32 protein-coding genes and 2 pseudogenes are annotated in these 24,843 nt (G+C 64.0%); 5 read left to right on the top strand and 29 right to left on the bottom strand.

What is annotated here, in order from left to right:
* Nucleotides 1-35: 35 nt before the first annotated feature.
* The 7 genes from PHLH3_RS28585 to PHLH3_RS28555 all read right to left on the bottom strand — a co-directional run bounded on the left by PHLH3_RS28585 (nucleotide 36) and on the right by PHLH3_RS28555 (nucleotide 4,730).
* Nucleotides 36-2,750, bottom strand: coding sequence for a toprim domain-containing protein (locus PHLH3_RS28585; RefSeq protein ID WP_213630726.1), 2,715 nt, complete (start codon nucleotides 2,748-2,750; stop codon nucleotides 36-38).
* A gap of 5 nt (nucleotides 2,751-2,755) precedes the next feature.
* Nucleotides 2,756-3,004, bottom strand: coding sequence for a hypothetical protein (locus PHLH3_RS28580; RefSeq protein ID WP_213626947.1), 249 nt, complete (start codon nucleotides 3,002-3,004; stop codon nucleotides 2,756-2,758).
* Between the two features lie 10 nt (nucleotides 3,005-3,014).
* A complete protein-coding gene (locus PHLH3_RS28575) occupies nucleotides 3,015-3,248 on the bottom strand; it encodes a hypothetical protein (RefSeq protein ID WP_213626945.1) in 234 nt (77 codons plus the stop codon).
* Between the two features lie 64 nt (nucleotides 3,249-3,312).
* Nucleotides 3,313-3,666, bottom strand: a complete 354-nt coding sequence (locus tag PHLH3_RS28570) for a hypothetical protein (protein WP_213626943.1) — start codon at nucleotides 3,664-3,666, stop codon at nucleotides 3,313-3,315.
* The gene (locus tag PHLH3_RS28565) at nucleotides 3,663-3,941 is read right to left on the bottom strand and encodes an ogr/Delta-like zinc finger family protein (protein ID WP_213626941.1); all 279 of its coding nucleotides are present in this window, start codon (nucleotides 3,939-3,941) and stop codon (nucleotides 3,663-3,665) included. The genes PHLH3_RS28570 and PHLH3_RS28565 overlap by 4 nt, the downstream gene beginning before the upstream one ends.
* Nucleotides 3,942-4,008: 67 nt before the next feature.
* Nucleotides 4,009-4,524, bottom strand: coding sequence for a YmfL family putative regulatory protein (locus PHLH3_RS28560; protein ID WP_213626939.1), 516 nt, complete (start codon nucleotides 4,522-4,524; stop codon nucleotides 4,009-4,011).
* Nucleotides 4,524-4,730, bottom strand: coding sequence for a DNA-binding protein (locus PHLH3_RS28555; RefSeq protein WP_213626937.1), 207 nt, complete (start codon nucleotides 4,728-4,730; stop codon nucleotides 4,524-4,526). Before PHLH3_RS28555 ends, PHLH3_RS28560 begins: the two co-directional genes overlap by 1 nt.
* A 21-nt stretch (nucleotides 4,731-4,751) precedes the next feature.
* On the opposite strand from PHLH3_RS28555, the gene PHLH3_RS28550 reads away from it, so the two are divergent.
* From PHLH3_RS28550 to PHLH3_RS28535, 4 genes are all read left to right on the top strand, one after another.
* A complete protein-coding gene (locus tag PHLH3_RS28550; protein WP_348529829.1) occupies nucleotides 4,752-5,162 on the top strand; it encodes a helix-turn-helix transcriptional regulator in 411 nt (136 codons plus the stop codon).
* 4 nt (nucleotides 5,163-5,166) lie between these two features.
* The gene (locus PHLH3_RS28545) at nucleotides 5,167-5,490 is read left to right on the top strand and encodes a helix-turn-helix transcriptional regulator (protein ID WP_213626936.1); all 324 of its coding nucleotides are present in this window, start codon (nucleotides 5,167-5,169) and stop codon (nucleotides 5,488-5,490) included.
* A gap of 309 nt (nucleotides 5,491-5,799) precedes the next feature.
* Complete coding sequence (locus tag PHLH3_RS28540; protein ID WP_213626934.1) at nucleotides 5,800-6,702, top strand: hypothetical protein; 903 nt, start codon at nucleotides 5,800-5,802, stop codon at nucleotides 6,700-6,702.
* 47 nt (nucleotides 6,703-6,749) lie between these two features.
* On the top strand, nucleotides 6,750-7,361 hold the full coding sequence (locus PHLH3_RS28535) for a hypothetical protein (protein WP_213626932.1): 612 nt from the start codon (nucleotides 6,750-6,752) through the stop codon (nucleotides 7,359-7,361).
* A 3-nt stretch (nucleotides 7,362-7,364) separates the two neighbouring features.
* Here the strand turns inward: PHLH3_RS28535 and umuC are convergent, their stop codons facing one another.
* Nucleotides 7,365-8,636, bottom strand: coding sequence for a translesion error-prone DNA polymerase V subunit UmuC (gene umuC / locus PHLH3_RS28530; RefSeq protein ID WP_213626930.1), 1,272 nt, complete (start codon nucleotides 8,634-8,636; stop codon nucleotides 7,365-7,367).
* The gene (locus tag PHLH3_RS28525) at nucleotides 8,633-9,070 is read right to left on the bottom strand and encodes a S24 family peptidase (protein ID WP_213626928.1); all 438 of its coding nucleotides are present in this window, start codon (nucleotides 9,068-9,070) and stop codon (nucleotides 8,633-8,635) included. Before PHLH3_RS28525 ends, umuC begins: the two co-directional genes overlap by 4 nt.
* A gap of 134 nt (nucleotides 9,071-9,204) precedes the next feature.
* Between PHLH3_RS28525 and PHLH3_RS28520 the strand changes: the two genes are divergently transcribed.
* Nucleotides 9,205-9,645: a hypothetical protein gene (locus tag PHLH3_RS28520; RefSeq protein ID WP_213626926.1), complete on the top strand. Its 441-nt coding sequence runs from the start codon at nucleotides 9,205-9,207 to the stop codon at nucleotides 9,643-9,645.
* Here PHLH3_RS28520 and PHLH3_RS28515 read toward each other — a convergent pair.
* The 20 genes and pseudogenes from PHLH3_RS28515 to PHLH3_RS30555 form a co-directional block, all read right to left on the bottom strand.
* Entirely contained in the window at nucleotides 9,642-10,451 is an 810-nt protein-coding gene (locus PHLH3_RS28515) for a hypothetical protein (protein ID WP_213626925.1), read from the bottom strand. The genes PHLH3_RS28520 and PHLH3_RS28515 overlap by 4 nt on opposite strands.
* A gap of 121 nt (nucleotides 10,452-10,572) precedes the next feature.
* Entirely contained in the window at nucleotides 10,573-10,950 is a 378-nt protein-coding gene (locus tag PHLH3_RS28510; RefSeq protein WP_244862949.1) for a hypothetical protein, read from the bottom strand.
* A 59-nt stretch (nucleotides 10,951-11,009) separates the two neighbouring features.
* Complete coding sequence (locus tag PHLH3_RS28505; protein WP_244863103.1) at nucleotides 11,010-12,242, bottom strand: phage late control D family protein; 1,233 nt, start codon at nucleotides 12,240-12,242, stop codon at nucleotides 11,010-11,012.
* 29 nt (nucleotides 12,243-12,271) lie between these two features.
* Nucleotides 12,272-12,715 (bottom strand): phage tail protein, encoded by a 444-nt coding sequence (locus tag PHLH3_RS28500; RefSeq protein ID WP_213626921.1) that lies wholly within the window; start codon nucleotides 12,713-12,715, stop codon nucleotides 12,272-12,274.
* Between the two features lie 5 nt (nucleotides 12,716-12,720).
* Nucleotides 12,721-15,300: a phage tail tape measure protein gene (locus tag PHLH3_RS28495; protein ID WP_213626919.1), complete on the bottom strand. Its 2,580-nt coding sequence runs from the start codon at nucleotides 15,298-15,300 to the stop codon at nucleotides 12,721-12,723.
* A pseudogene (locus tag PHLH3_RS28490) lies at nucleotides 15,290-15,408 on the bottom strand (GpE family phage tail protein). Before PHLH3_RS28490 ends, PHLH3_RS28495 begins: the two are co-directional and overlap by 11 nt.
* An 8-nt stretch (nucleotides 15,409-15,416) precedes the next feature.
* Nucleotides 15,417-15,719 carry a phage tail assembly protein gene (locus tag PHLH3_RS28485; protein WP_213626917.1) on the bottom strand — a complete coding sequence of 101 codons (303 nt, stop codon included), beginning with the start codon at nucleotides 15,717-15,719 and terminating at the stop codon, nucleotides 15,417-15,419.
* Nucleotides 15,720-15,773: 54 nt separating this feature from the next.
* Nucleotides 15,774-16,289 carry a phage major tail tube protein gene (locus tag PHLH3_RS28480; protein WP_213626915.1) on the bottom strand — a complete coding sequence of 172 codons (516 nt, stop codon included), beginning with the start codon at nucleotides 16,287-16,289 and terminating at the stop codon, nucleotides 15,774-15,776.
* Between the two features lie 45 nt (nucleotides 16,290-16,334).
* Nucleotides 16,335-17,522: a phage tail sheath protein gene (locus tag PHLH3_RS28475; protein WP_213626913.1), complete on the bottom strand. Its 1,188-nt coding sequence runs from the start codon at nucleotides 17,520-17,522 to the stop codon at nucleotides 16,335-16,337.
* 150 nt (nucleotides 17,523-17,672) lie between these two features.
* On the bottom strand, nucleotides 17,673-18,248 hold the full coding sequence (locus PHLH3_RS28470) for a hypothetical protein (protein WP_244862948.1): 576 nt from the start codon (nucleotides 18,246-18,248) through the stop codon (nucleotides 17,673-17,675).
* A 10-nt stretch (nucleotides 18,249-18,258) separates the two neighbouring features.
* On the bottom strand, nucleotides 18,259-20,037 hold the full coding sequence (locus PHLH3_RS28465; protein WP_213626912.1) for a hypothetical protein: 1,779 nt from the start codon (nucleotides 20,035-20,037) through the stop codon (nucleotides 18,259-18,261).
* Complete coding sequence (locus PHLH3_RS28460) at nucleotides 20,037-20,600, bottom strand: phage tail protein I (protein ID WP_213626910.1); 564 nt, start codon at nucleotides 20,598-20,600, stop codon at nucleotides 20,037-20,039. The genes PHLH3_RS28465 and PHLH3_RS28460 overlap by 1 nt, the downstream gene beginning before the upstream one ends.
* Nucleotides 20,593-21,501 carry a baseplate J/gp47 family protein gene (locus PHLH3_RS28455; protein ID WP_213626908.1) on the bottom strand — a complete coding sequence of 303 codons (909 nt, stop codon included), beginning with the start codon at nucleotides 21,499-21,501 and terminating at the stop codon, nucleotides 20,593-20,595. Before PHLH3_RS28455 ends, PHLH3_RS28460 begins: the two co-directional genes overlap by 8 nt.
* Nucleotides 21,498-21,842 (bottom strand): GPW/gp25 family protein, encoded by a 345-nt coding sequence (locus PHLH3_RS28450; RefSeq protein WP_213626906.1) that lies wholly within the window; start codon nucleotides 21,840-21,842, stop codon nucleotides 21,498-21,500. Before PHLH3_RS28450 ends, PHLH3_RS28455 begins: the two co-directional genes overlap by 4 nt.
* The gene (locus PHLH3_RS28445) at nucleotides 21,839-22,411 is read right to left on the bottom strand and encodes a phage baseplate assembly protein V (protein ID WP_213630718.1); all 573 of its coding nucleotides are present in this window, start codon (nucleotides 22,409-22,411) and stop codon (nucleotides 21,839-21,841) included. Before PHLH3_RS28445 ends, PHLH3_RS28450 begins: the two co-directional genes overlap by 4 nt.
* An 80-nt stretch (nucleotides 22,412-22,491) precedes the next feature.
* Nucleotides 22,492-23,268, bottom strand: coding sequence for an NYN domain-containing protein (locus PHLH3_RS28440; RefSeq protein WP_213626904.1), 777 nt, complete (start codon nucleotides 23,266-23,268; stop codon nucleotides 22,492-22,494).
* 71 nt (nucleotides 23,269-23,339) lie between these two features.
* A complete protein-coding gene (locus PHLH3_RS28435; protein ID WP_213626903.1) occupies nucleotides 23,340-23,798 on the bottom strand; it encodes a phage virion morphogenesis protein in 459 nt (152 codons plus the stop codon).
* Nucleotides 23,791-24,327: a phage tail protein gene (locus PHLH3_RS28430; protein ID WP_213626901.1), complete on the bottom strand. Its 537-nt coding sequence runs from the start codon at nucleotides 24,325-24,327 to the stop codon at nucleotides 23,791-23,793. The genes PHLH3_RS28435 and PHLH3_RS28430 overlap by 8 nt, the downstream gene beginning before the upstream one ends.
* Nucleotides 24,324-24,587 carry an Rz1-like lysis system protein LysC gene (gene lysC / locus PHLH3_RS28425; protein WP_213626899.1) on the bottom strand — a complete coding sequence of 88 codons (264 nt, stop codon included), beginning with the start codon at nucleotides 24,585-24,587 and terminating at the stop codon, nucleotides 24,324-24,326. The genes PHLH3_RS28430 and lysC overlap by 4 nt, the downstream gene beginning before the upstream one ends.
* Nucleotides 24,508-24,819: pseudogene (locus tag PHLH3_RS30555) on the bottom strand (LysB family phage lysis regulatory protein); the annotation flags it as partial. The pseudogene PHLH3_RS30555 and the gene lysC, both read right to left, overlap by 80 nt.
* Nucleotides 24,820-24,843 lie beyond the last annotated feature (24 nt).

Here is a 24,843-nt window from a genome sequence, read left to right as displayed (position 1 = left end):
TGGGGTGGGTGCCGGCGTTGCCGCGCCGGGTGTTGTCATACGAGCTGGAACAGCCAGCAGCGCACGGTTTTCGGTTGGTCCATGCCATCGGTCGCGATCGCCGAGTTGATGGGCTTGTTCGTCTCGATGAACTTGGGCGACTTGCTGGTCTTGAGCAGGCGCTTGAGCTCCTGCAGCAGCGGCACCTGTTGGCGCTTGTTGGCCGCCATTTCCGCGAACTCGTTGAGATGCAGGGCCACGAAGTTGCTCTTGCGGGAGTGGTTCAGGCGGCCGCCGGGCTCGTCGAGCGGGCCGTTGAGGAACTCGAACATGTCCCAGAAGGCCGTCACCATCGGGTGGTCGGAGTTGATGGCGACCTGCCGGTCCAGGGCCATGGCGGCGATCTCGTCGTGCACCAGGGCGAGCTGCTCGTCCGTCATGGGCACCACCAGCTGCAGGCAGTCGGCCAGGGCGCGCAGCTGTGCATGGTTCTTGGCGATGCGCACGGTGCGGATGCCGGGCAGGGCGAGCAGCTGCTGCTCGTAGCCCGAGGTGCGTTCGTCCATCAGCTTGAGGATCTCCGCCTCGGGCTGAAGCGCCTTGATCAGGAAGCCGCTCAGCTGCTCGATGGGCATCCGCTCGAGCTGCTCGGCGAACTTCTTGGTTTCCGGCGTGTGGTGGGCGCGGGTCAGGTTCACGTGGCCCAGGCGCTGGAGCATCGCCTCGGATGCGCTGATGGCGTTGTTCTGCGCGATCAGGATGGCCGAGCGGAAGGGCGGCTCGTTGGTGTCGTTGCCGCTGTTCTTCACGCCGGTACTGCGCACGCCCCGGCCGTTGTAAGCGCTCTTGAGTTCGTCCCAGTCGAAGTGCTTCACCGGGCCGCCTTCGGCCTGCTCGCGGTCGGACTCGATCAGCACCGTCGGCAGGTTGCCGACCTGGGAGAAGATCCGCGCCCGGGCTGCCTGGGTGGACTTGGAGGGGTCGAAGCCCTCGTACTCGCTGCGGCCGTTGAGCTTCCACAGCAGTTCGACCAGGGTCGTCTTGCCGGCGCCGGCCTCGCCGATCAGTTCCAGGAACAGGTAGGACTTCTGCAGCTGGCGGATCTGCTCGGCGTACAGCGCGCCCAGCCACCAGGCCAGCACCACGGTGCCGCGCACCCCGAAGCACTTCCAGAACAGGTCGAACCAGCCCGCGTCGTACTCGGCCAGGTTGTCGTTGATGTGCAGCACCGGCGACATGCTCTGCGACTTGATGCTCTGCTTGCCGATGTCGAAGAAGTCCTCCTCGTTCAGCTTGTGCACCTTGCCGCCGGCGATGGCCAGGTCGTTGAACACGTAGACGCCATGCTCGCGGCTGTAGCCGATCCAGTTGATGGTGTTGACGGTCTTGAGGATGTCGAGCTGCCCCTCGAGCATGCGCTCCAGCTGCTGGGGCGTACCGCTGAACAAGGCGCCGTTGCACACGTTGAGCAGACGCTTCTTGAACTCCGGCGCCGACGAGATCTGCGCCGCGGTGAAGGTGCTCTTGATGGTGGGCGCGTCCGGGCGCTCGACGCGGAAGTAGTACCAGGCTTCGTCTGTCACCTCGTTGCGCATGAAGTACAGCGCCTGGAAGTAGCAGTTGCCGATTCGGTGCACGCACGCGCTCTGGCGCAGCGCCTTGTCACGGCGCTGTTTGTCGTTGAGCAGGGCGGCTTCCTGGCTCTCGCTGTTCTCCAGCTCCCTGTGCGCGCGCTCATACTTTTCCTCGTCCAGGCGGAACCAGTAGAGGCGCGAGCGGAAGGAGAAGTGGAACTCCTTGCGCTCCTCCCAGCAGTACATCAGCAGGCCTTTTTCCTCGGCCGACTCGGCCAGCAGCAGGGCGCCCTGGTGGCGCGCGGCGGCGAGGTCCAGCTCGATGCGATGGGTGCGTTCTTCCTCGTCGTCGATGAAGCCCCAGCGCTGGTGCAGGTCGTTCCAATCGGTTTTCTTGCCACCCTTCTGCGGGATCACGGCCGCGTCGCACTTGAAGCCCAGCTCGCGCGCCTCCTTGGCCCAGCGGCGCATGTTGGCCTTCGCCACCGGCTCGTTGTCCAAGGCCCAGACCAGGCGCGGCAGGGGCTTGTCCGCCTCGATGCAGGCCTTCTTCAGGGCCTTGATGGATTCGGCGGGGAAGGGCGCGCTGCTCATCATGGAGACGGCGGCGATGTCGTTATGCAGCAGGGCGATGGCGTCGAAGATGCCCTCGACGACCCACAGCTCGCGTGCCTCCACCGGGTTGACGGAGGGCGGGCACCACCAGACGCCTTTGTAGCTATCGCCCGGCTTGAAGCGGGCCTTCTTCTTGCCGAAGCGGTCGGGGCGGTCGATGAGCCGCTCCCAGTAGCCGCCCTTCTCCAGGGGGAAGCGCACGGTGGCGCTGCCGATGCCGAGGTCGCGGTCCCAGTAGTTCTCCTGGGTGAACCAGCCCTGAATCAGCTCGATGCGAAAGCCCCGCGCCATTTCCAGGTAGGCGCGGGCGGTGGCGGTCGGGTCCTCGGCCGTGGCCGGTGCCTGCTCGCTCCAGTCATTGAACAGGTCGCCGTAGAGCTCCTTCACCGGGTGGTAACGGTTGGTGCATTTCTCCACGCGGCCGCAGATCAGCATCCACGGCGAGTCGAAGAAGGTGTAGAGGGTCTTCTTGTGGCAGTTCGGGCATTCACCCTTGCGCATGTAGTTGGTGCCCGACATGTGCTGGAGGCCGTAGTCGCTCGCGACACGGCGCAGCACCTCGGCCCGGAGCTTCTCGGCCATCTTGCTCATGCTTGGCCCCACACGAAGGCGGCCAGTTCGCTGCACAGCGGCTGGTACTGGTCGCCCTGGACAACGCCGGCTTCGAAGTAGGCGTCCACCATCCCCTGCAGGCGGAGCATGGCCTCGAGCTTGGTTTCGTAGGACTTCGACTTCAGCAGCAGCTGGATGCCACGCGCGAAGTGATGCCGACGCGGGTCGGCTGCCAGGGCGCAGCAGAGTGGCAGCGCTTCGGGGGTGATGGCGGGTGTGGTCATGGGTTGGGCCTTACAGGTTGGCGGCGAGCGCTGCTTTCAGCGCGCCGATGGTGCGTTTGTGGGCGGCCAGATGCGGGTGATCGGTGAGGATCGCCCCGCTGCGCAGGCCGGCCGGGGTGTGGCGGTAACAGTCGGCGTACCAGAGTTCGTTGAAGGCCATCTGCAGGCGCTGGCGCTCGTCCTCGAGCAGCGCTTCGGCTTCCTTCCGCGACAGCTGGAGCTGGATTTCCAGGGCCTTTTGCATGCGGCTCTCCTTGCGCTGGACGCAACTTGCCCAAACCCACGGCGTGGGCTGGGGGTGAATGGGGTCAGGGTGTGGTGAAGCGGGCCAGGAAGGCGTCGGGGATCACCCGGCGTCGCACCCAGGTTCGGTTGCCGTTGCGGCTGTCGATCAGGCAGATGTCGTCGCGGCATCCGCTCTCGGCCAGGTCGATGCCGACCCAGGTCGGGCTGCTGAGCTGGAGGAAGGCCCGCTCCACCAGGGTGCTGGCCATGAACAGCGGCACTTCCAGGGCGCGGGTGAGGTAGTCGGTGGCGCGCTCGATCAGCTGGGTGTCGTCGCCCAGGTGCTCGGCCTGGTGGCGATGCAGGAAGGCCAGCGCGGCGCGCTGCATCTGGTCACGGTAGGCCTGGGTGTCGAGTGTATTGGTCGCGGTGTTCATGCGTGAGCCTCCAACAGGTCGAGCTGGGCGTCGTCGGGCTTGCGCATGGCCTCCCGGCGGATGGAAACAGGCGCCACCGGCAGGCGAACACTGGGGTTCGGCATGCCCGAGGGGCTCATTTCGTGGGTGATCTCGAACTGCGCGCGGAAGGTGGCCCCGCAGGACTCGTTGCCGCATTGCAGGTAGGCGGTGCGCAGGAACACGTGTTGCCCGGCGCTCGTGCGGATGCGTAGCGGGCCCTGGCAGTGCGGGCATACCAGCTTGTAGGTGCTCATCGTGTTTCTCCCCGGCCACCAGTCGCGGCCATGGCTTTCGCCAGTCAAATGCGACGCGTCGTGCGCCTTACTGCTGTTCCTTCCCGCCCTGGCCTTCCAGGTGCAGGGTGATCACGGCGCCAACCTCAGCGTGTCGGGCGGCGATGTGCGCGCGGTGGGCGGCGATGATCTTCGCCAGCTCCACCTCGGTGATGCGGCCGTCTTCCAGGGCCTTGGCGATGACCTGGTCGACCTTGCCCTCGGCCACGTCTGTGGCGAGCGACCGGGTGTAGAGGTCGAGGTTGTCCAGCTCGGTGGCCTCGGGCATGGGCACGAAGACGCCGCCATACAGGGCGCAGAGGTAGTCGGGCAGGTAGGTGGTGCCGGCGATCAACTCGACCTGGCGGACCTGCTCGTCGGTCAGCGGGCGGTGGCCCTGGTTCTCATAGACCTGGTTCTCGAGGCGTTTCAGCTCCAGGCCCAGGTTCGCAGCAGCGCACTCGCGACCGCCTGGGAAACCAGCGATGGCAGCCATCACAGCCTTGCGGCGGCTGTCGAGAACGGGGCGTGTGGCCTTCTCGTTTTCCCCTGTCAGGCGGCGCATTACTGTTGCCCCTCTACCACACCGTCTTTGATCCCAAGGAGGACAGCTGCGCGATGCGCCTCCCCGAATCTCCCCTTCTTGCGTCCGTTCAACAGGTCACTGACCAGATTTTTGTTCAATTCATGCTTGCGACAGAACGCAGCGATGGTGATGCCCTCGCGATCAAGAGCTGCGCGGGCTTGCTCGGGGGTTAGGGCGGAATGCATAGTGTTCATCCGTGTTTAATCGTGTTCAGCGACAAGGATTCTTGGGCAGAAATCTGTTCAAGTCAACTGGTATTGATCAGAAAAATGCTCATAGCCCCTGGAATAGGTGAACGCCTGCGGGAAGAACGTGATCGGTTGGGCATGAACCAGACCGATTTCGGCGCCATCGCGGGCGTGAGCCGTGGCACCCAAAAAGCCTATGAGCTCGGTAGTAGCTCGCCGGATGTGAAGTACCTTGCGGCCTTACAAAGTGCGGGCGTCGATGTGCTGTATGTAGTGGCTGGTACTCGCCCAGAGGTGGCTGCCGGCGAGCTGAGCCCTCTTGAAGCTGAGATCATCAGATCTCTCCGCACCCTGGCTTTATCTGATCGCGAGCATCTGGCTCGTATGGCCGCAGCGCTTGCGGCGATGCCTCCCCCACCAGAAGGCTGACCACATGCTTCTCAAGGATGAGTTTGCAGATCGGTTACGAAATGAACGCCAGCGCTTGGGCATGAGCCAATCCGCCTTCGGAAAGGCCGGTGGTGTGCAAGCGAATGCTCAAGGGAAATATGAAAGCGGCGAGCGATCCCCCAGTGCGGATTACCTTCAGGCGATTGCGGCCATAGGGGTCGACCTTCAGTTCGTACTGACAGGCAATCGAAACGCATCCGCCCTAACCCAAGATGAAAACCAGCTTCTAAGCCTCTATCGGGCGATGCCGAACGTCACCCGAGGCACTGTCATGCGCATCGTGAAAGCGCTTTCTGAGGAGGGATAGACCCTTGTCGTAGGCGGGTTTGCATATCTGAATGTGACTGTACCTTCGTTGGACAACTGCCAATGAAGGAGCATGCGGAATGGAGATAGTTGTAACGACGGAGCAACAAGCATTGAGATCTGTCACTTCGTCCAAATTGGATGAGCTAACACTAGAGGAAAGGTTGCTTATCAAGCACTACCGTGATTTGGATCTGGCCGAAAGGGCATTCATTCGACGGGCTGTTGAAGGTTTGGCAAGCAAGTGTAAATAGAATGGAGCGAACTCAGAAAACTTGGGTTCGCCTAATAAAATGCTAGGGAGTTTCAAATGCTTGATCAGTATGAGCGCTGGGTGCATTTTTATACTTTGACTCTTCAATCAATCCCACTTCATGCTCCCCCTTTCACACTCATTGAGTGCATCGAGCTGTTACGCAAAAAAACAAATGATGGGAAATGTTTCAATCTCATCGAGAGGCAAACAGCCTGCGTTAGAATCACTGATTTGAAAATCAACGACGACGCCACACTTGCAACTTTTCTGTTTCAATACTCCGACTCCAAGGTGTCCGATCCGGCATTTAGCGATCTCCAGTCTGGTGAAACAAGAGAGGAACCTAAACTAGATGGTGAGGGAATTGCTGTATCGGCCCATGCGGTTCTAAGATTGAATCCTCTTCCTGGCAGGCAAGTCGAATTTCTCTTTTTATTAGAAGACGCGCCAGGCGTAGGGAAAACTAAGATCCTCCCCTTCTTAAATAAAGAGATAAAAGCTTTGTTGGCTCGCGACTTTGTTGATCCTGATGACAATAAGCGTAAGGCATGCCATCCCCACTTCGATCTTGGGCATCATATTTCCCAGACCTTGAGAGAGGACCTCGAGAAAGGCGAATTACGCTTTATTGAGTTCGTCAAGGATTTCAATGTGGCTGAGCTTGATGAAGATCCTTATCTCAAGCGATTAAGCAATACTGTTAAGGTCAAAGTAGCTCCGAAGACTTATGGTGATGAAGCAATATCCGCCATCAACAAAGTAAAGAATTTTTTCAATAAGAATGGCTTCGATCATATGAAGGTCATTTATAAGCGACCCGAAGGAAAACAGCGCTCTGTTGATCTCAGTACCTTCCGGGAAGATGTGGGGATGTTGTTTTTGGAAAGATGGAAGCCTTCACGACTCAGGAGAAACTGCCGCAATGTGCTGACGAAATTAATGATGAGGTTGTTTTGAAGATGCTGCAGCTTGAGTGATAAGCTACACTCCTAGCAACATTACTGGTGACCAAAATGATCGCTAGCATTCGTCGACTACTTACGCCGTTGCTTTATTTGAGGATTTCGCGCGAAGATAAATACTTCGACGAAATTGCATTGCCTTTAGTTCTGCTTGTTCTTTCTTTTATTACAATGTACCTGATCGATTGGAAGGTAACTGTTTTCGGCAAGGACGGTATTTTAAGCGCCGTAGGTGGCTACTTGCAGATTGTGAGTGGTTTCTATATTGCCTCTCTCGCTGCAATTGCGACATTTAATCAGGCAAGTATGGATTTGCCGATGAAGGGAGATGCTCCTACGCTTGAGCATAAGCGTAAAGGTGTGGCCGGCACTGAGACTCTCACTCGCAGGCGATTTCTCTCTTTCCTTTTCGGATATTTATCTTTCATCTCCATACTGCTGTTCTTTTCAGGTATTGCGGCCAATGTTGTCGCGCCCCATGTTTACACTGTAGCGGGACAATATGCGGCTTATATAAAGTGGGTATTCTGCGCGATATATATGTTTATAATTTACAATATGCTTTGCACTACCCTTCTAGGTCTCTACTACATGACTGAGCGAATTCACCGCCCTGAAGCAAAGTTCGTAGAGCCCGACGATACGAACAAGTAAGGCTTACCCCCTTACCCCAATCACCTCCTCCCACCGTGTTGTATACCTCGGGCTCAACATCTCCCTGCGCATACTCCAGGCCGGTGCCTCAGGCACCCGGCCGATGCGCACGGTGCCGCGCCCCTCGCGCTGGTTGATCCGGTCCAACACCTCCATCAGCCGTTCCGCCCCTCGACGCGGCTGCGGCGCGAATAGATCCGGCGTCACCTCGCCGGGCTGGCACAGGTCCATCAGCAGGATGGAGCACTTCGAGAAGCGGTAACCGGGTCGGTAGATCTCACCGAGCCCGCGTTGCGCGAGCGCGAGGATCTCCCGCGTGTCGTTGGTGGGCGCGGGCAACGCCAGGGTGATGGCCTCACAGAAGCGCGGCCCTTCGCGTTCGGCGAGTTGCGTCTGCAGGCCTACCTGGATGGTCTGGCATAGCGAGCCCTGGCTGCGCAGCTTCTCGGCGGCACGGCTGACGTAGGCAGCGAGTGCCTCGCGGATCGGTGCCAGTTCCGTCTGCCGCACGCCGAACATCTTGCTGCTGCAGATGGCCTCCTTCGGCGGTGGGCCCTGGTTGAAGCCGATGCAGCTCACGCCGAGCAGCTCGCGCGCAGTGCGCTCCATGGTGACGCCGAAGGTCTTGCGCAGGGTGCCGATGTCGAAGTTCGCCAGCTCCCAGGCACTGTTGATGCGCAGCGCGGCCAGCTTCGCCGCCGAGCGGTGGCCAATGCCCCATACCTCGCTGATGGGGGCCAGGCGCAGCAGCCGCTCCTGGCGGGCCGGGTCGGTGAGGTCGAGTACACCGCCGGTGGCCTTCCACTTCTTCGCCGCCCAGTTGGCGAGCTTGGCCAGGGTCTTGGTGGTGCTGATGCCAATGCCCACGGGCATGCCAATCTCGCGCGCCAGGCGTTGGCGGATGGCGCGGCCGTGCGCCTCGAGGTCGGTGATGCCGGTCATGTCGCCCCAGGCCTCATCAATGGAATAGACCTCGATGCCGGGCAGCATCTCGGCCATCACCCGCATCACCCGGTTGCTGATGTCGGCGTACAGGGTGTAGTTGCTCGAGCGCGCCACCACGCCACTGCGGCGCATCTGCTCGCGCACCTGGTAGAACGGTGCGCCCATGGCGATGCCCAGCTCCTTGGCCTCGGCGGAACGGGCGATGACGCAGCCGTCGTTGTTGGAGAGCACCACCACCGGCCGGCGCTTGAGCTCCGGCTGGCCGATGCGTTCGCAGCTGCAGTAGAAGGAGTTGCAGTCGATGAGGGCGAAGACCTGCTGGCCGCTCATGGCGCCACGTGGCTGACCACCCAGGTCACCACGCCCCAGATCTCGATGGGCTCGTCACCGTCGAGCTGGATGTCATGGATGTGCGTCTCGGCGGCGCGCAGCCAGCGGCCGCCGAACATGTCCTTCACCACCAGGCGCACCCGGTAGCCCTCCCCGCCCAGGTCCACCACCACGAGCCGGTCATCCGCATGGCTGGCCGCGCGGTTGACGATGAGGCGGTCGCCCTGGAACACCCCGAAACCCTCCAGCGAGCCATCCAGCACCCGCACGCCCCAGATGTGCGGCGCACCCAGGCCGGTAAGGCGGTCGAGGGAGAGCCCTTCCTCCTTCTCGTCTTCGGCAGGGGATTGGAAGCCGGTGATCCGTAGATCAGCGGCCTCGGCTAGCAGGCGTTCCCGCAGGCGCTGGCCCCGGGCAAGGATCGAAAGCGACATCTCACACACTCGCGAATACTGGATATAGATACAGTATTTTTCAGGTTCCCTAATCGGTCAATCCGTCAGCCGACGGGAGGAAGGCCGTGAGCCTGTCCTACGCTGAACCCTGACACCCGAAACCGGAGGCGCGTATGTGCGGCGGCGTTGAAGCCAGAGAGGCGGACAAGGTGTGGAAGATCTACTTCCCCAACCCCAAGGCGGCCATCCCGGTGCAGCTCGATGGCGGCAGCCAGATCGACTGGATCGGCTGGGGCCGCCGCGAAGGCCAACCCGGCATCGGCCCCCAGGGAGGCTGGGCCAGGCTCAGCACCGTGCAGGCCGGCGGCTGGGCCAAGTACCACCCGCAACGTGTCTTCGGCCTGGTGCAGCGGTTCATGGAGAAGGAAGGCCACAAGGGCGAGAAGAACCGGCCGTCACACTGGTTCGATGTGCCCGAGGGCCAGGCCCTGGAATGCCTAGTGATTGGCGAGGGAGAGGATCGGCGAGTGTATGTGGTCACCACCGATCCGCCCGAGGAGTTTGCCTGGATACATGATCGGTGGCCGGTGTTTATCTCTATATCAAGGGATTAATTAGGTGGAAACGGACCGAAAGGGCCTATCGGCGGCGTGCCTGCTTGCAGGCCAGAACCTAGCCCCGGTGCAACCCCGTCACTCCAACACGGTGCAAAAAGGAAGTCGTCAGGATAAGAGGCATCTTTAAGAATTCGGCTCAATTTTGAAAGTTCTATAAGGTAATTTGTAAAAGGCGAGCCGCCATCAATAACTGTGGTGACCATTGAAAATATTGGCATATTCATATTTGGAAAGGGGTGCTGCTTGGGGTATCTCATCATGTGTACGAATCCGTGATTTGCCAGCGTATAACATAGAGAGATTGTTTCGGCGTCTAAGTGAACCGAATATTTATCAATAAAGTCATTAACGCTGATTGCAAATTTATCCAGAGAATCTGAAACATAGTGAGGCCATAATATTCCTGGCCAAACTGGCGCATATGCCCCTGGGTGAAGCTGACGTATGTTGGAGCTTGCGGCGGTAGCAAATAATTGCGGAAATTCCATTAGGCCATCGCTACCCTTCGTTGTCGAAGTGGCCTTGTGCATCTCAAAGATGGTATTCGCCACCATGGCCAAAGCGGGGCGCAATGTTCTAAGGCAAGCACTGCTCAGCTCTCTTTTGCTTCTCGCCTCTTTCGCGCTCACGAAAATATCAAGGATAATTACAGTCACAACTGTCGAAATAAAACCTGTCCCTAGACTAAGAAATATATCTTTGATTTCATCGCTATCTGTTTTTTGGTAAAGAAATACGCACAAAACGGTAAAGAGCAACAGCAGTAACAACGGCAGTCGCAATTCTTTCATTTCTTTGAACATGACTACCCTCTTGAGATGCGCATTGATAGCGCAATGTATAAGGTGGGCCGGAAATTAGTAGTGTAGGCCGCCCCAGTGTATGAACCATTAGGGCGATATGCGCAGCATACCGAGCGACTATCTATTGAAAATCCCTCGCCTGATAGGTGGACTCGGCTTCTGCCATATCACTGTGAACAATCAAGGTTCCATTGCTTACTCGATAGGTAAAAGTGGTATCACCATACTCGACTGAGTCTCTCCAACGTCCCCATTGGCCTTCGATAAAGCCGGACCAGATGATCTGATTGCCAACGATCTTACAGCGATAGGTGAACGAATCCCCGTCGTCGCGTGTGTAAGAGATGACGGGTATTTCCCCCGCATTTTTCGTCTTCATAATGGACGTATCTCTTCCCATGTCGATTGCGACTGCGGCCTTGCACAAGTCCGCATTGGTGAAGTCGTAAGCATGTGCCGAGGCGACAAAACAGAGCGGCAATAGGTGTAGAAACTTCATCACATTCCATCCTTGAATGGGGGGACTGTACATATAGCCGAGCGGCTACTATTTTGCCATCACCCGTCTGGATTCATCTTCGCCCACTCACGATCCACCGCCCGCTTCGCATTCGCCTTGCTGGCGTACAGGTGCCGCAGCCGTCGCGGCTTGGCCTGGTCGCCGGCGGTGAGCGTCTTCTCGGTTCCGGTCTTCTTGTCCCGGTAGTAGGCAATGATCCCGGTGTAGTCGCCGGGTGTGTCCTCGTACAGCGCGTCGACCATGTCCTCGGGCAGCTTGCTCTCCAGCTCCAGGCTGGTGGTGTAACCGCCGTCGCCGCTGAGGCTGTGCTGCACGTTGCCGCCGTGCCAGATGATGGCGTCGATCTCGCCCTTCACGCCGACCAGGGTGTAGGTGAGTTCGGGGATGAGGTCTGGCCGGCCCTTGGCCAGGTTGTAGCTGAGGGTGGCGGTGCCGCGCTGCAGTCGGTTCCACTCGCTGCGGGCGGCGCGCAGGGCGCTGGCCTTGTCGCTGTAGCTGTGGCGCAGGTCCTTGAGGTTGTCGCCGCCGCCGGCGATGGCCTCCTGCTTCTTGGCGCTGTTCACGTCATAGTAGTAGGCGCGCACGCCGTCGTAGCTGTCGCGGTCGGCCACCAGGTAGCGGTGCTGGTCCCCGTCCGCCCGGGTCAGGGTGATGTGGGGCAGCGCGGCGCCGCTGGCGGTCTTGCCGCCGTTGCCGCCCAGGAACAGCAACCTACCCGCCTTGACGGTGGCCACCGCATCGAAGTCCTCCCCCAGGCGGGTGAGGATGTTGGCGTCGGACTCGTTGGCCTGGTCCAGCTGCAGCACCGGCAGCACGCCCAGGGCGTCGGCGATCACCGGCACCAAGTCATTGCGCTGGGCGATGCGGCGGATGACGTCGGCCACCGTGGCGTTGCTCCAGCTGTCCTCCCGCTTCACCTTGAGTTGCTTGCGCAGATCCGCGCTACGCCCCCGGATGTTGAGCACGTCGGGGGCGCCGCTGTGCTCGACCTCGTCGACGGTGAAGGTGCCCTTGTCCACCAGGCCGGTATCGGTCCAGCCCAGCCACAGGCGCAGCACGGCGCCCTTGGGTGGGATGGCGAGCAGGCCGTCGTGGTCGCTGAGGCTGATGTCGAGCTGGTCCGCCTCGATGCCTCGGTTGTCGGTGAGATTGAGGCTGATCAGGCGCGGGCTCACCAACTGGGCAATGTCGAGGCCGTCGACGCTGAGGCGGTAGATGGGGGCGGCGTAGTCGTTGTCGCCCAGGGCGCTGCGGGCGGCGTCCCTGACCACGCCCAGGACGGAGCGGAGCGCTTCTTCGATCACAGGAAGATCCGCCGCAGGATGTTGGCGCCGGCACCGGTGGCGGCGCCGAGCAGATCGGTCTTGCCGTCGTCGACGCGCTTGAGCTGGAGGTTGAACTCGATGCGGCGCGCGGCGCCGTCCGGGAAGAACAGGGTGCGGGTCTCGCTCAGGCTCTCGATCACCCACAGGCCGTATACGCGCCCGGTGCCTTCCACCAGGGGGTAGGCCTTGCCGGTGTCGGCCATCAGCCGCAGGGTGTCGAGGCTGAGCTGGGTACCGGCCAGCTCGGCCAGCAGGATGCCGGGCAGGGTGATGGCGTCCTCGCCTCGGCCGGCATACTGGCGCGCGGGGTTGTTGCCCACGCGGCTGCTGCTGGGGTGGCGCCAGTCGGTCTGGCGCTGGAACTCCTGGTAGGCCAGGGTGTGCAGGCTGAACACGAACATTCCGTAGGCCATCATCATGGCGGTTACTCCTGGTCGCCCAGGCGCGAGCGCACCCGTGCGGCCTTGCTGCGCTCGCGCTCGTCGAGCAGCTGGTTGAGCATCTGGCGCAGGCCGGCGACGTCGGTACCGGGCGCGGCCTGGATGTTGAAGGTGACGGTGTCGCCCTGGACGACGACGCCACCGCCGCCGGCCTGGATCGGGGCGCGGGTGTCGATGCTGAGCCCGCCGCCTGCGCCGAGCATGCCGGCGCCGGCCTCGGTGAGGCGACGCACGGTGTTGGTGATCTGGCCCAGGACGTCGCCCTCGCCGCCGGCCAGGCCCTGGACCAGGCCGGCCATGGTGAAGCCGCCGAGGGAGGCGAAGACGCGGCTTGGCGAGTGGATGCCGAGCTTCTCCTTGAACCAGTTGATGGTGCTGTCGCCGGCGCCGGTGATGGCGTTCTTGACGGCGGCCAGACCGTTGGTGATGCCGGTGACCATGCCCTGCATGAGCATGGCGCCGAACTCGGTGAATTTGCTGGGCATCTCGAAGCCGAAGTAGTTCATCACCGCGGCGAAGGCGCGGTAGAACATGCCGATCGGGCTGAAGTTGGCGATCAGCCCGAGGATGCCCACCAGGCCGCCGTCGAAGCCGGCCTTGATCTCGGCCCACAGGCTCATGACGTAGGCCTTGATCGGGTCCCAGTACTTGTAGATGAGCAGCGCGGCCAGGGCGATGGCGGTGATGGCCAGGCCGATGGGGTTCATCATCAGTGCGCGGCCGATCCAGAGGATGGCCTGGGCAACGACGGGCAGCGCGACCTTGCCGAGGCGCCAGAGCATGCCGAACACGGAGACGCCCTTGATGGAGGTCAGCGCCAGCGCGTAGCGGAACATGGCGAACGGGCCGAGCAGCGAGGCCAGGCCCAGGGTGACGGTGCCGAACACGGTGGCCATGGCGGCCAGGCCTGCGACTACCTTGAGCACGGTGTAGGCCAGCTCCGGGTTGGCCTCCACCCATTGGGTGACCTTCTCGATGATGCGGTTGAAGCCTTCGATCAGTCGGATGATCGCCGGCCGCAGGGTCTCGCCCAGGGTGGCGGAGAGGTTGAAGGCGCGGTTCTGCGCCATCTGCAGGCGTGCCGACAGCGACTCGGCGCGGATGTCGGCCTCGCGCTGCATGGAGCCCTTGCCCGCCTCGGAGTTGGCCAGCTCGAGCTGCCGACGGTATTCGCCCATGTTGGCGGCGAGCTTGGCGGCGTCGTCGCCGAACTCCTTGCCAAAGAGCTGAGTGGTGACGGTGAGCTGCTCGGACTGCGGCAGCTTGTTGATGGCGTCCAGCACGCTCTGCAGGGTCTTGGTGGAGTTCTTCGCCATGCCGGCCTGGATGGCATCCGCCTCGAGGCCCAGGGCCTTCAGCCCCTTCTGGAAGCGCTTCGGTTGCTGCCCGGCGATCGCCAACTCGCGGATCATGGCGTTGGTCGCGGTGGCGGCCACTTCGGCTGTGGCGCCGAGGCTGAGGAAGGTGGAGCCCAGGGCGGCGGCGTCCTTGAAGCTCATGCCCACCGATGCGGTGATGCCGGCGGTGCGCTGCAGCACGTCGATGATGTCGCCGCCCTTGGATTGGGCGTTGTCGTCCAGGTAGTTGATGGCGTCGCCCAGCTGGTCGACGTTGGCGATCGGCAGCTTGTACAGGCCGGCGATGCGCGCCAGGTTCTCGCCGATCTCGTCGGCCGGCAGCTCGAAGGCCGTGGCGGCGTTGGCGGCGACCTTGGCGAAGCCGAGCAGGTTGTCCTTGCCCTGGACGCCCATGCGCGCGGCGCCCTCCACCAGGGCGGCGATTTCGGTGGTGGCCATGGGGATGCGCTCGGCCATGGCCTTGATGGCGTTGCCCATCTCGTAATAGACGCTGGTGAGCTGGCCGCTGTCGTCGCGGGCGCCGTCCACCTGCTTGGCGACGCCGAGCATGGCGTCTTCGAAGCTGATGTAGCTCTTCGCCGCAGCCAGCACCGGCACGCCCATGGCGGCGCCGGCAGCAGCCGCACCGGCACCCGCGCCGGCCATGTTGCCGGCGAGCTGCTGGGCTCTGTCGTACTGCCCCCGGGCTTTGGCCAGGCGCCTGTTCTGCTGAGTGATGCGCTCAAGGCGCCGGCCCTGCTCGCTGATCACCTGGTTGGTGCTGGCGATCTTCGAGCGCAGGTCACGCTCGGCGTCGCTGAGGTTGCGGGTGCTGATGCCGGCGGCGGCCAGCTTGTTGCGCATGCCCTGCAGCTGGACCTGGTTGTCGGCGTGCTTCTGCTTGAGGGCGGTGGCTTCGCGGATGGCGGCCTTGAGGTCGCGGGTCATCTGCTTGGTGGGCACGTCGGAGGCAGCCATGGCCTGGCCCAGGTCCTGGACCTTCTGCCGTGCGGCCGCGAGCGCGGCCTCGGTCTCCACGGCGGCGGCGCGCTGGGTGCGCCAGGCGCTGATGTCCTTCTGCTGGGCGTTGAGCTCCTTCAGGCGCTCGCGGGCCGCCTTCAGCTCCCGGCCGGCGTCGATCGCGCCGCCCTGGATGCGCTTGAGCGGCGCGGCGGCCTTGTCCAGGGCCGACAGGACGACCTGGAGCTTCAACGTATCAGCGGCCATCGGCCTGGCTCCGTAAGCGGGCGCGCTCGCGCCATTCCATCAGTTCCCGCAGGCCCAGCCGGTCCATGTCGGCCGGGCCCAGTGAAACACCACGGCGAGGTCCGCCATGGCGTCTTCTACGCGCCGAGGGACGCTTCCGTCCTCGCCGCTTTCTGCAACAAAAAACCGGCGACCTTGGTGCCCACGGCGAGCAGGTCGGCCAGGTCCATGGCCGCGACTTCGGGCTCGGTGAGGGTGGGGATGCTGATACGCGGGATGACCTTGATCAGGCTGTTGACGTCGAGCTGCAGCAGCTCGCCCAGGTGCACGCCGCGCAGTTCGCCGGCCTGGGGCTTGCGCAGGTCGAGTTGAGTGATCTTCTGCTCGCCACGCTTGATGGGGGTGTCGAGCTGGACGACGTTGTCGGTGGGGGTGGTCATGGTGCGGTTCCTTCTGGGGTGGGGAGGCGCCCCGGGCGGGGCGCGCGGGGTTGATCAGACGCCAATGGCCTTACGCTGCTCGGCGAGCCGGTCCTCGCCGTCGATGATCTCGATGAAGTTGAGGATGTCGATCTCGACGATGACCTCGCCGTCGACGGTGAGCTTGTAGTAGGAACAGGTGGTGGTGATCTTCTGCTCGGTGTCTTCGCCCGGGGCGGCGTCACCCATCTCAATGGTCTCGTGACGCCCCCGGAGCGCGATCTCCACCGCCGTGACCTTGCCGGTGTCATCGGCCTGGTAGGCGCCGGCAAAGCGCATGGGCACGGCCGTGGCGGAGCTAGCCCCAAACTGGCGCAACGCATGGGTCACCAGGCCGCCAGCAGTCCATTCAAAGACGATGCCGTCGTCGCTGAGGCCGAGGTCGGCCTTCACGGTGCCGTTCATGCCACCGCCCCGGTAACCCTCCATCTTGCGGCTGAGGGGCGGCAGGGTGACGGTCTTGGCGAGGCCGCTGTAAGCGACCCCATCGTTGAACGTCATCATGTTCTTGAGCTTGCTGGGCATGGCCATGCTGAGGATCTCCTACGGCGCGGCCGGGGCCGCGCGGGTAATGGGTCAGCCGCTGATCTTCGCGGCGAAGGTGGCGAGGTAGCGGTCGGTGATGCGCTGACGCAGGGTCAGGTCCTCGAGCGGCGGTACGGGGGTGTAGTCGTAGTCCAGGTAGCACTGCCCGGCCTTGAGGGTGGTCTCGGTGTTGGCCTCGGGGTCGTACCAGCAGAAGCCGTCGATGATGTAGCCCTGGGCCTTCAGCTCGCGGAACTTGGCGTTGATGCCCTCGACCATGTCGCGGATCAGGCTGCTGTGCATGGGCTTGTCCACCGCCCAGAACTGCCCTTCGGCCATGGTGTCGGCCAGCACCTGGGCGGTGCGGGTGTAGTTCTCGAAGGCGAAGAGCGGGTCGTCGCCGCAGGTGCGCGAGCCCCAGAAGCGGTACCCGGACTCGTGAATCAGGGTCGTCACCTCGTTGCTGTTGAGGTAGTTGGCGTCGCTGGCGGTGCTCTGCAGGTCCCACCAGACGTCGGCGCTGATGCCGGTCACGCCGCTGACGGCGACGTTGGAAAGGGTCTTGTGCCAGCCCACTTCCTGGTCGAGCTTGGCGCGCAGGCCCAGTGCAACGGCCACGGCTGGGGCTACGACGGTGGCGTTGGTGGTGGTGTCCCAGCGCAGGAAGTTGGGCCAGATCACCATCACTTCGCGGTCGCCAAAGCCTTCGCGGTAGGCGGTCGCCTCTTCCTTGGTTTTGCACTCCCAGGCGCTGATGTAGCCGAAGGCGCGCAGCTGCTTGGCCAGCGCTGCCAGGGCGGTGGCCACCGGCAGGCTATCGAGCCCGGGCACGCCCAGGATGCGTGGCACCACCTGCAACTTGGCCTTGGCGGTGAGCAGGGCCTTCATGCCGGTGTACTTACCCTCGGCGGTGACGGTGCCGATCAGGTTGGAGACCAGGGAGGTGGCCTTCTCTTCGTCGGTGGTGCCGGTGCCGTCGGCAACGCGCACGACCACGGTCCAGGCCTTGGTTTGATCGGCGATCGCCTGGAGGCTGGCCGCTAGGGTGCCCTTGGTGCCGGCCTTGCCGACGGCGGTCTGTACGTTGGTGATGAGTACCGGGGTGTCCAGCGGGAAGGCGGCCGCATCGGCGTCGGAGCCAGTGCAGACCATGCCGATGACGGCGGTAGAGACGGTGCGAATGGGGCGCACGCCCTCGTTGATTTCGAGGACGCGGACGCCGTGGAGGTAGTCGGCCATGGTCTGTGCCTGCGTGGTGGATTGACAGTGCACAGGCTGCCGCGCGCGCGACGGCGCCGCGAGCGGCGGGGGTTGTAGCCTGGTGCGCTACAACGGCCGGGCATAAAAAAGCCCCGCCGAAGCGGGGCCAACCCTCCCCAGGGTAAGCGGTCAGGCGCGGGCGTTGCCCACGCCCTGGACGGCGGCCTCGATGGCGGCGATGGCTTCGTCGGCGATGTCCTGCGCGAGCAGGCCGTCACCGTTGGCGATTGCCGCCCGGACCAGTTCCTTGGCCTGCAGCCGGGTTTCGCGAATCAGGTAGAAGGCTTCGGTGTAGGCACGGGCCTCGGCGAGGATGTCGTCGGCGGCCTGCCGGGCGGTGCGGCCGTTAAGTGCCCAGGCCGAAACGGTACGGGGCACCGCATCGGCCGGATAGCCGGCTGCGGCGAAGGTGCGGGCTTCGGCGGCGGCGGTCTCGTACTCCACGGCGCGCAGCGGGTCACCCGCGACCTTGCGCCGGGCTGTATCGGCAGCCACATCCACCCGGGTGCAGATCCCGGCGGCATCGGGAAGCGGTGGCGGGGCCAGGCGCGGCAGGCCGTCGTCGCCGATGGTTACGACCAGGCCCGAGGCGATGCCGGCCAGCAACTGCTGATAGAGCTCGCTGGTGATCTCCAGCGCATCGGCTGGGATCGCGGCGTGGATGCGGGCGTCGTAGAAGCCGCCAGTCGAAGGGCTGTAGTGCATGTCGGTGTCCTCAGTAGCCGATGGCGAACCACCAGTAGTCACCGGCGGAGTTGTTCACGTAGAGGTTGCAGCCCGTGAGGGTGAGGTCGGCCGGGTTGGCGATCTCGTAGGCGCTGCCGTTGTTCAGGGCGTTGGCGCTGGCCTGTACGCCGCAGTTGCGCGTGGGAAACGCCAACGGGAAGGTCACCGTCCGGGTGAGGCCCGCCGCACTGGTGATGCCCCATTGAATGATCACCCCGCCCAGCCAGCTGGGCAGTGCCAGGTAGCCGTTGGCGCCCAGGCTCATGGCCACGCCGGCGCGCAACTTCTTCGGGGTGACGATGGTGGTGTCGTCGGTGCCGGCGTTGGTCTGCGCCTGGGTCGCAACGCGGGCCATGCCGAGTACGGCCTCGGTGGCCTGAGCCAGCTTGGTGGCGATCGCCTGGGCCACGCGCAAGGCGGTCATCGGCAGGGTGTTGTCGGTGCCGGCTTCGGCCTCCGCCTGGGTCGGCAGCGTGATGCCGTAGCCGGGCAGCGTGGTCGGCTTGCCGCTGGTGATGATCGACCAGGGCAGCGACGGGATGTCACCCGCGACCAGGGCACCGCCGTTGGTGACGCGGCCGTACTGGTCGACGGTGACCTTGGCGTAGGTGCCGGCAATCACGCCACTGGTGGTCAGGCTGACTTGGTTGCCGTTGACGACAATGCCGTTGGCGCCGGTGATCACCCCGGCACCGGCGAACTGGGTCCAGCTCACCGCCGTAGTGCCGAGGGTGCCGCCCTGGTCGGCGGTGCAGACCCAGCCGGTGTCGGCGTTGACGGTGCCGCGCTCTATGAACACGAACACGCTGACCAGCTCTTCCCACACGTCGGCGTCGCTTGTGCGCGTCCAGGTGCCCGCCGCAGCGGTATAGAGGCCGTTCTGCGCGGGGATGGTCTGGTTCTTCACCAGCACCCGGGCGCCGGCCGTGACGGCAACGCCGTCAATGGTCTGGGTGCCCGACAGGGTGATGTTGGCGGTGGTGGCCACCAGCACCGAATCCTTGACGTGAATCCCCGAGGCTAGGTTGTCCACGTACTGCTTGGTGACCGCGTGCATGGCCGACAGCGGGTCACTGCCCAGCAGCACCTGGTTGAAGTTGACGGTGGCGCCCGCGTGGATCGCCTGCGGCAGCGAGAACACCACCCCGCCAATGGAGGCGGAAACCAGCACCTGGTTGGCGGTACCGGTAACTGAGGTGACGCCGGTGTTGGTGATCACTGGGTTGCCGCTGACGCCGTCGGGGTAGTTGATGCTGATGCCTGTACCCGAGGCCAGCGACCGGACCAGGGCCGTGCCGGCGCCGTTGCTGACGTAGAAGCCGACCGCGTTGATGGCGGCCAGGGCGGAGAGGTTGGTGTCCAGCGGCTGCGCGTCGGTGATGCCGTAGCCGCCCAGGGTGGTGGGGTTGCTGCCGCCGGTGACGCGCCCCTTGGCGTCCACGGTGACGCTGCGGTAGGTGCCGGCGCCGATGCCGCTGTTGGCCAGCGCAATGCTGATGGCGATGTTGGCCGTGCCGTTGAAGGCCGCCGAGCCGCTCGCATCACCACTGATGGCGATGTTGCGCGCAGTCGCCAACTGGCCGGCCTTGCCGGCGGGCGTGGTGCCGGCCTCGAGCGCGTCGGTGCGCTGCTTGAGGTAGGCGGTGCGGTTGGCCAGCTCCCGCGCCTGGCGGTTGGAAATGCCCTCGGGGCCGCCGACCACGGGGTCGGTCAGCTCGAGCTGGTAGATGCCGGGGGAGTAGTCGGGCGTTTCGGTCAGGTTGGTCATCAGGCGACCCCGTGGGTGAAGGTGTTGTCGTAGCGGATCGAGCCGTCGTAGGCGTTGAGCGCCTGCTCGAAGTTCAGGGCCAGCAGCTGGCAGCGGGCCGGGGCCACCCAGGCCAGCACGCGGCGGACCTCGGCGGCCTGGGCCTGGGTGATGGGGCGGTTGACGAACACGGAGTACTTCGCCCAGTTCTCGGCGCGGCCGTGGAAGTAGACGCCGTTGTAGACGCGGCTCCCGTCGTAGAGGCCGGCATCGGCACCCTCCACCAGGGAGAAGCCGCCATCGCCGAAGATCGCCGCCAGCGCGCGGCGCACCGCGCCTCGGGTGCCCTTGCGGCGATGCACGGCGAGGCTCTCGGCGACCACGCGTCGCTTCACGCCCTCGCTCCAATTGGGGTTCCACTCGTCGACCGACAGTTCCCAGGCCAGGTGCGGCAGCAGCGGGGCCGGGCAGCGCGCCGGGTTGCGGATGTGGCGGATCTCGACAGGCAGCTCGTTCAGGTGCTGGCCGGCCGCCGCGACGGCGCGCTCCAGCGGCGTGGCGTTGGAGGGCAGCAGGTCAGACATCGAAGCCCCCCGCAATCACGCTGATGGCGGTGCAGTACGCGGCGTGGCTGTCCTCGATGACGACGTCGACGGCCGGCGAGGCCAGCGTCACGTTCATCACGCCGACCTGGTGCAGCGCAGCGAACAGGCCCGACCGGTTGATGTCGTGGCCCAGGCGGTGGTGTTCGTCCACATAGGCGCGCACGGCGGCTTCGGCGGCGTCGCGCACCAGGGCCATATCCGGGCCGTTGTAGAAGGTGAGCGTGGCGTCGACGGTGTAGGGCGTGATCTCGGCCGCGACCACCTGGACGGTGTCGCACAGCGGGCGGACGTCCTCGTCGTTGAGCGCCAAGTTGACGGTGTTCAGCAGCTCGGCCGAGGGCACCCCGCTGCCGGTAGTGCTCAGCACGGTGACACGCACCACGCCCGGATCGGGGGTGCCGACGTTGACGTCCTTCACCTCGGCCGAGGCCGACAGCGCGTGGAACTCGTAGGCGCCCTTCGAGCCGGCCGTCGTGATGCCTTCCAGTGACAGCTGAATGCGCGCGCGGAAGCGGGCGTCGCTCTCGTACACGGCTGGTATCGGCGGGTAGGCGTCTGGGTCGGCCGGGCTGATCAGCAGGCGCGCCACTTCGTAGTTGGCGCCGATCTGGTCCAGGTCGTTGCCGACGGCGAAGGCCAGCATCGTGGCGCGGCAGGCCTCGTTGATGCGCTGGCGGAGCAGCATTTCGCGGTAGGCGTTCTCCTCGGCCAGCTTGGTCAGTGGCTCGGACTCCAGGGCCAGGCGCGCGGCAATCTCTTCCTGCTGATCCTCTGGGAAAAGGCTGACGATGTAGGCCTTGCGCTGCTCGAGGATCTCCTCGTAGTCGATGGTCTCGATGACGTCAGGCGCCGGCAGGCGAGACAGGTCAATCGTGCTCATGCCACGGCCCCCAGGCTCAACGGAATGCTCAGGCTGGTGGCCTCGTTGGTGTCGACGAGCGTGGCCTCGAGGGTCAGCTCGTACTGGCCGGCCATGGTGGCGGCGCTGAGCTGGATGCGGCTCAGGCGGATGCGCGGCTCCCAGCGCACCAGGCTCATGGCGATCGCCGCGTAGGCCAGCAGCAGGGTGTTGCTGTTGCCGGGCTGGTCGATCAAGTCCACCAGCTGGCTGCCGTACTCGCGGCGCATGACGCGGCTGCCCAGGCGAGTGGTGAGGATGTCCGCCACGCTCTGGCGGATGTGGTCCTGGGTGCTGATGGTGCCGCCGGTGACGCGGTTCATTGCGGCGCTCCGGTGGCGCCCGGGCCAGGCATGACCCCGCCATGAACATGGGTCACCAGGCTGATGCCGGCGGCGAGCACGTCTTCGGAGACTGTCACGGTGCCGGTGACGGTCTGGTTGCCGGTCTGGGTGTAGTTGCCCTGGTGGGTGATGTCGCCGGTGATGGTGATGCCGCCGGTGCTCACCAGCTCGGTGCTGCCACCCGCTGGCAGGATGGCGCGCAGGTGGTGGGCGATGCTGTCGTACTCGATAACGGCACCGTCGCGGTAGGTGCGACGGTGCAGCCCCGGCCGATCGCCATTGGCGGGGTGTTGGTCGCTGAACAGGCCGACGATGGCCACGCCGTTGGCGGTCTGCCCGGAGGGGCTGAGCAGCACGACCTGTTCGCCTACGGTCGGCGGGTTCCACTCGCGGTCATCACCGGCGCGCAGGGTGAGCCAGGGCAGCCAGCCGGTGAGCAGCCGGCCGCTCTGGACCTTCACGCGCGCGGCCTGGTGATCCACATCGGCGACGGTGCCGAGGCGGACCAGGTTCTCCAGCAGGCGGTTGAGTTGGGCGATTTCGTTCATGCCGCCGAGGATGGCGGTCACGCGCGAGGGGTGCAGCTGGGTGGGTTTGTAGCTACGCCACGTACAACACAGTCAGAGCCTTACGCTTTGTCCAGTGCTGCGGCCAGCTCGGCAATCGGGCGGCGGGCATCCTTGATAAACATGGCAGTCCCACCATGACGCATTGATATCTCGAATAGCTCAGAAGCCCGCACCAGGTCCCCGAGGGTCTTGTAGCCGTAGTTGATGGCGGAAAAAGAACTGTTGTTGCGGATGTAGTCGCCGACCTTGCTTAGGTGGGACCACCCATCGACATCCGTAGTCTGGGCTGCCGCAGTCCTGAGCAGACGTACCAGCGAGGTATCGCTACGCAGGTCATTACGGGTTCGCTTCTGAGGACGCTTAGGCCCTTCCGCCGCCTGCTTCTCCTCATCTTCGCGGACCAGGTTTTCGGTGTAGATGAACTGGGAACAGGCATCTACAAAGGGGGTTGGAGTCTTTTTTTCCCCGAAGCCGTAGACGGGCAATCCGCTTTCGAGCAATCGCAGGACCAGGGGGGTGAAGTCGCTGTCGCTGGTCATTAGAGCAAAGGCGTCGACGTTCTTGCTGTACAGCAGATCCATCGCGTCGATGATCATCGCGGAGTCAGTGGCGTTCTTGCCCTTGGTGAAGGCGAACTGCTGCATGGGCCGAATGGCGAAAGGGTGAAGCTTTTCGGTCCAGCCCCCGAGATTCGGCGAGCTCCAGTTTCCGTGTGCATGCCGGATATTGACCATGCCGTACTTGGCCAACTCCTCCAGCACCCCTTCAATCGAGTTGTGGCTCACGTTATCGCAGTCGATGAGCAGCGCAATGCGCTTCGTTTCTACAGAGGACATCCTTGAACTCCCGTCGTGTTGAGTGGGCACATTGCCATCCGTTCGAAGTGCAGATCAACCAGGTGCGGCAATCAGGCCGTGAGGTAGGCGAGCACCTGGTCGCGGAGGCGCTCGCGCTCGGCTTCGGTCAGGCCGAGCAGTTCGCGCTGGGCGTACTGCACATCCGGTGCGCCGCGCTCGGCGCGATCGCGTAGGCCGAACTGGTGGACGCGGGCGATGCGGCTGATGCGGCCGGCGAAGCTGACAGCGGCCTCGTCTGCGGTGCCCCGGGCCTTGAGGTAGCGGGCGGTGCGCAACTTGGTGAACATCTTGGCTTTGCGCCTGATGCGCCCGGTTTTGCCACGGAGCTGCCGCGCCTTGCGGGGTTCGTAGGCGGTGCCGTTGGGGTTGCGCTGGGCGATGATGCGCTGCTGCTGGCTGCGGCGCAGAGCCTGGGCGACGTCACGAGCCAGGCGCGCCCGCTGGGCTGGCTCGAGGCGCAGCATCAGCGGGGTGAGCCACGTGCTCAGGTCGTCCAGGGTGTCAGCCACGGTTTGGCACCGGTGGGAAGGGCATGTCGAGCAGGAGGACATCAGCCGGCGCGACCGCCGGCCAGCTGGCCAGCAGCTCCCCGTTGGCGAAGACCTGGATGTCGCCGTCCACCTCGGTCTGCGCGCTGTACTGCGGTTCCTCGGGGTGGCTGAGGTCGTAGCGCCCATCGGGCTGGCGTTGCACGACCACGCGCTCGGTCAACGGCAGCTTGATGGACATGTCGACCTTGTCGTTGGCTAGGACGTCCACCTCGAACTGGATGGCCTCCTTGGAGCGCTCCAGGTTGTGCAGCAGCTCCGACTGATTCACCTGCAGCCAGGCCAGCAGCGGCAGGAAGACGGCGTCGGGGTGGCCGGCAAAGTCGGTGAGGATGACCTGCAGCTCGTAGACGTACTCGAAGGACAGGCTCGGAGCCGCAGTGCAGCGCACATTGCCGCTGTCGATGAAGATCAACACCCGGTCGGGGTCGTTCTTCAGCTCGGCAACGGCGCCGATCAGGTGGTTGCGCAGACTGCTGGGCTTGTTCACGGGTCAGCCCTCGGCTGTTGGTGGTTGTAGATCATGTCGACCTGGGCGGCGCATTCAGCCCAGGCGGTCTCGAGGCGCTCGGTATCGGTGAGCAGGTCGCCGTTACTGGCCGGCGCTGTTGCCGGCAGGCTGCACGGCACCACTGCGGGACAGCCAATCGCGATAGGCAGCGGCTCCGGTGAGGGCGGGCCGCTCGCGCAGCCCACGAGCAGCGCCAGGCAAAGGCTCAGCGTCCCACGCCCGAAGTGAAGGATCGTCATGACTCAACTCCTTGATCGTGCGCTCGCGCTCGGCCAGGCCCTGGCGCAGCTGGTTCTGGAGGGTGCGCAGCGCGGCCTGGGCGGTGCGTTCGGCCTGAAGGGCCTGGTCGAACTGGGTGATGGTCTGGGCCTGGCGCTCGATGCGCTGCTCGGCATGCAGCAGGCGCTGGCCGTCCAGCTCGGCGCGGGCGTCTTCGGCCTGGGTGCGCAGGTGCTGGGTCCAGAGCAGCACGCCCAGGACGAGCAGCAAGGCACT

The organism is Pseudomonas sp. Pc102 (genome assembly GCF_018408275.1).
In the GTDB taxonomy this organism is placed as follows: Bacteria; Pseudomonadota; Gammaproteobacteria; order Pseudomonadales; family Pseudomonadaceae; genus Metapseudomonas; species Metapseudomonas tohonis.
Note: the sequence above shows the minus strand (reverse complement) of the source record. Positions and strands in the feature narration are given on the sequence as shown.

Bases quoted from the DNA above. Each gene is read 5' to 3' on its own strand.
- PHLH3_RS28485 (WP_213626917.1), bottom strand. From the start codon at position 15,719: ATGACCACCCCCACCGACAACGTCGTCCAGCTCGACACCCCCATCAAG.
- PHLH3_RS28520 (WP_213626926.1), top strand. From the start codon at position 9,205: ATGTGCGGCGGCGTTGAAGCCAGAGAGGCGGACAAGGTGTGGAAGATC.
- PHLH3_RS28575 (WP_213626945.1), bottom strand. From the start codon at position 3,248: ATGCAAAAGGCCCTGGAAATCCAGCTCCAGCTGTCGCGGAAGGAAGCC.
- umuC (WP_213626930.1), bottom strand. From the start codon at position 8,636: ATGAGCGGCCAGCAGGTCTTCGCCCTCATCGACTGCAACTCCTTCTAC.
- PHLH3_RS28525 (WP_213626928.1), bottom strand. From the start codon at position 9,070: ATGTCGCTTTCGATCCTTGCCCGGGGCCAGCGCCTGCGGGAACGCCTG.
- PHLH3_RS28500 (WP_213626921.1), bottom strand. From the start codon at position 12,715: ATGATGATGGCCTACGGAATGTTCGTGTTCAGCCTGCACACCCTGGCC.
- PHLH3_RS28475 (WP_213626913.1), bottom strand. From the start codon at position 17,522: ATGGCCGACTACCTCCACGGCGTCCGCGTCCTCGAAATCAACGAGGGC.
- PHLH3_RS28510 (WP_244862949.1), bottom strand. From the start codon at position 10,950: ATGAAGTTTCTACACCTATTGCCGCTCTGTTTTGTCGCCTCGGCACAT.
- PHLH3_RS28545 (WP_213626936.1), top strand. From the start codon at position 5,167: ATGCTTCTCAAGGATGAGTTTGCAGATCGGTTACGAAATGAACGCCAG.
- PHLH3_RS28480 (WP_213626915.1), bottom strand. From the start codon at position 16,289: ATGGCCATGCCCAGCAAGCTCAAGAACATGATGACGTTCAACGATGGG.
- PHLH3_RS28560 (WP_213626939.1), bottom strand. From the start codon at position 4,524: ATGCGCCGCCTGACAGGGGAAAACGAGAAGGCCACACGCCCCGTTCTC.
- PHLH3_RS28585 (WP_213630726.1), bottom strand. From the start codon at position 2,750: ATGGCCGAGAAGCTCCGGGCCGAGGTGCTGCGCCGTGTCGCGAGCGAC.
- PHLH3_RS28495 (WP_213626919.1), bottom strand. From the start codon at position 15,300: ATGGCCGCTGATACGTTGAAGCTCCAGGTCGTCCTGTCGGCCCTGGAC.
- PHLH3_RS28555 (WP_213626937.1), bottom strand. From the start codon at position 4,730: ATGCATTCCGCCCTAACCCCCGAGCAAGCCCGCGCAGCTCTTGATCGC.
- PHLH3_RS28455 (WP_213626908.1), bottom strand. From the start codon at position 21,501: ATGAGCACGATTGACCTGTCTCGCCTGCCGGCGCCTGACGTCATCGAG.
- PHLH3_RS28460 (WP_213626910.1), bottom strand. From the start codon at position 20,600: ATGTCTGACCTGCTGCCCTCCAACGCCACGCCGCTGGAGCGCGCCGTC.
- PHLH3_RS28540 (WP_213626934.1), top strand. From the start codon at position 5,800: ATGCTTGATCAGTATGAGCGCTGGGTGCATTTTTATACTTTGACTCTT.
- PHLH3_RS28445 (WP_213630718.1), bottom strand. From the start codon at position 22,411: ATGAACGAAATCGCCCAACTCAACCGCCTGCTGGAGAACCTGGTCCGC.
- PHLH3_RS28580 (WP_213626947.1), bottom strand. From the start codon at position 3,004: ATGACCACACCCGCCATCACCCCCGAAGCGCTGCCACTCTGCTGCGCC.
- PHLH3_RS28440 (WP_213626904.1), bottom strand. From the start codon at position 23,268: ATGTCCTCTGTAGAAACGAAGCGCATTGCGCTGCTCATCGACTGCGAT.
- PHLH3_RS28450 (WP_213626906.1), bottom strand. From the start codon at position 21,842: ATGAACCGCGTCACCGGCGGCACCATCAGCACCCAGGACCACATCCGC.
- PHLH3_RS28465 (WP_213626912.1), bottom strand. From the start codon at position 20,037: ATGACCAACCTGACCGAAACGCCCGACTACTCCCCCGGCATCTACCAG.
- PHLH3_RS28565 (WP_213626941.1), bottom strand. From the start codon at position 3,941: ATGAGCACCTACAAGCTGGTATGCCCGCACTGCCAGGGCCCGCTACGC.
- PHLH3_RS28470 (WP_244862948.1), bottom strand. From the start codon at position 18,248: ATGCACTACAGCCCTTCGACTGGCGGCTTCTACGACGCCCGCATCCAC.
- PHLH3_RS28515 (WP_213626925.1), bottom strand. From the start codon at position 10,451: ATGTTCAAAGAAATGAAAGAATTGCGACTGCCGTTGTTACTGCTGTTG.
- lysC (WP_213626899.1), bottom strand. From the start codon at position 24,587: ATGACGATCCTTCACTTCGGGCGTGGGACGCTGAGCCTTTGCCTGGCG.
- PHLH3_RS28570 (WP_213626943.1), bottom strand. From the start codon at position 3,666: ATGAACACCGCGACCAATACACTCGACACCCAGGCCTACCGTGACCAG.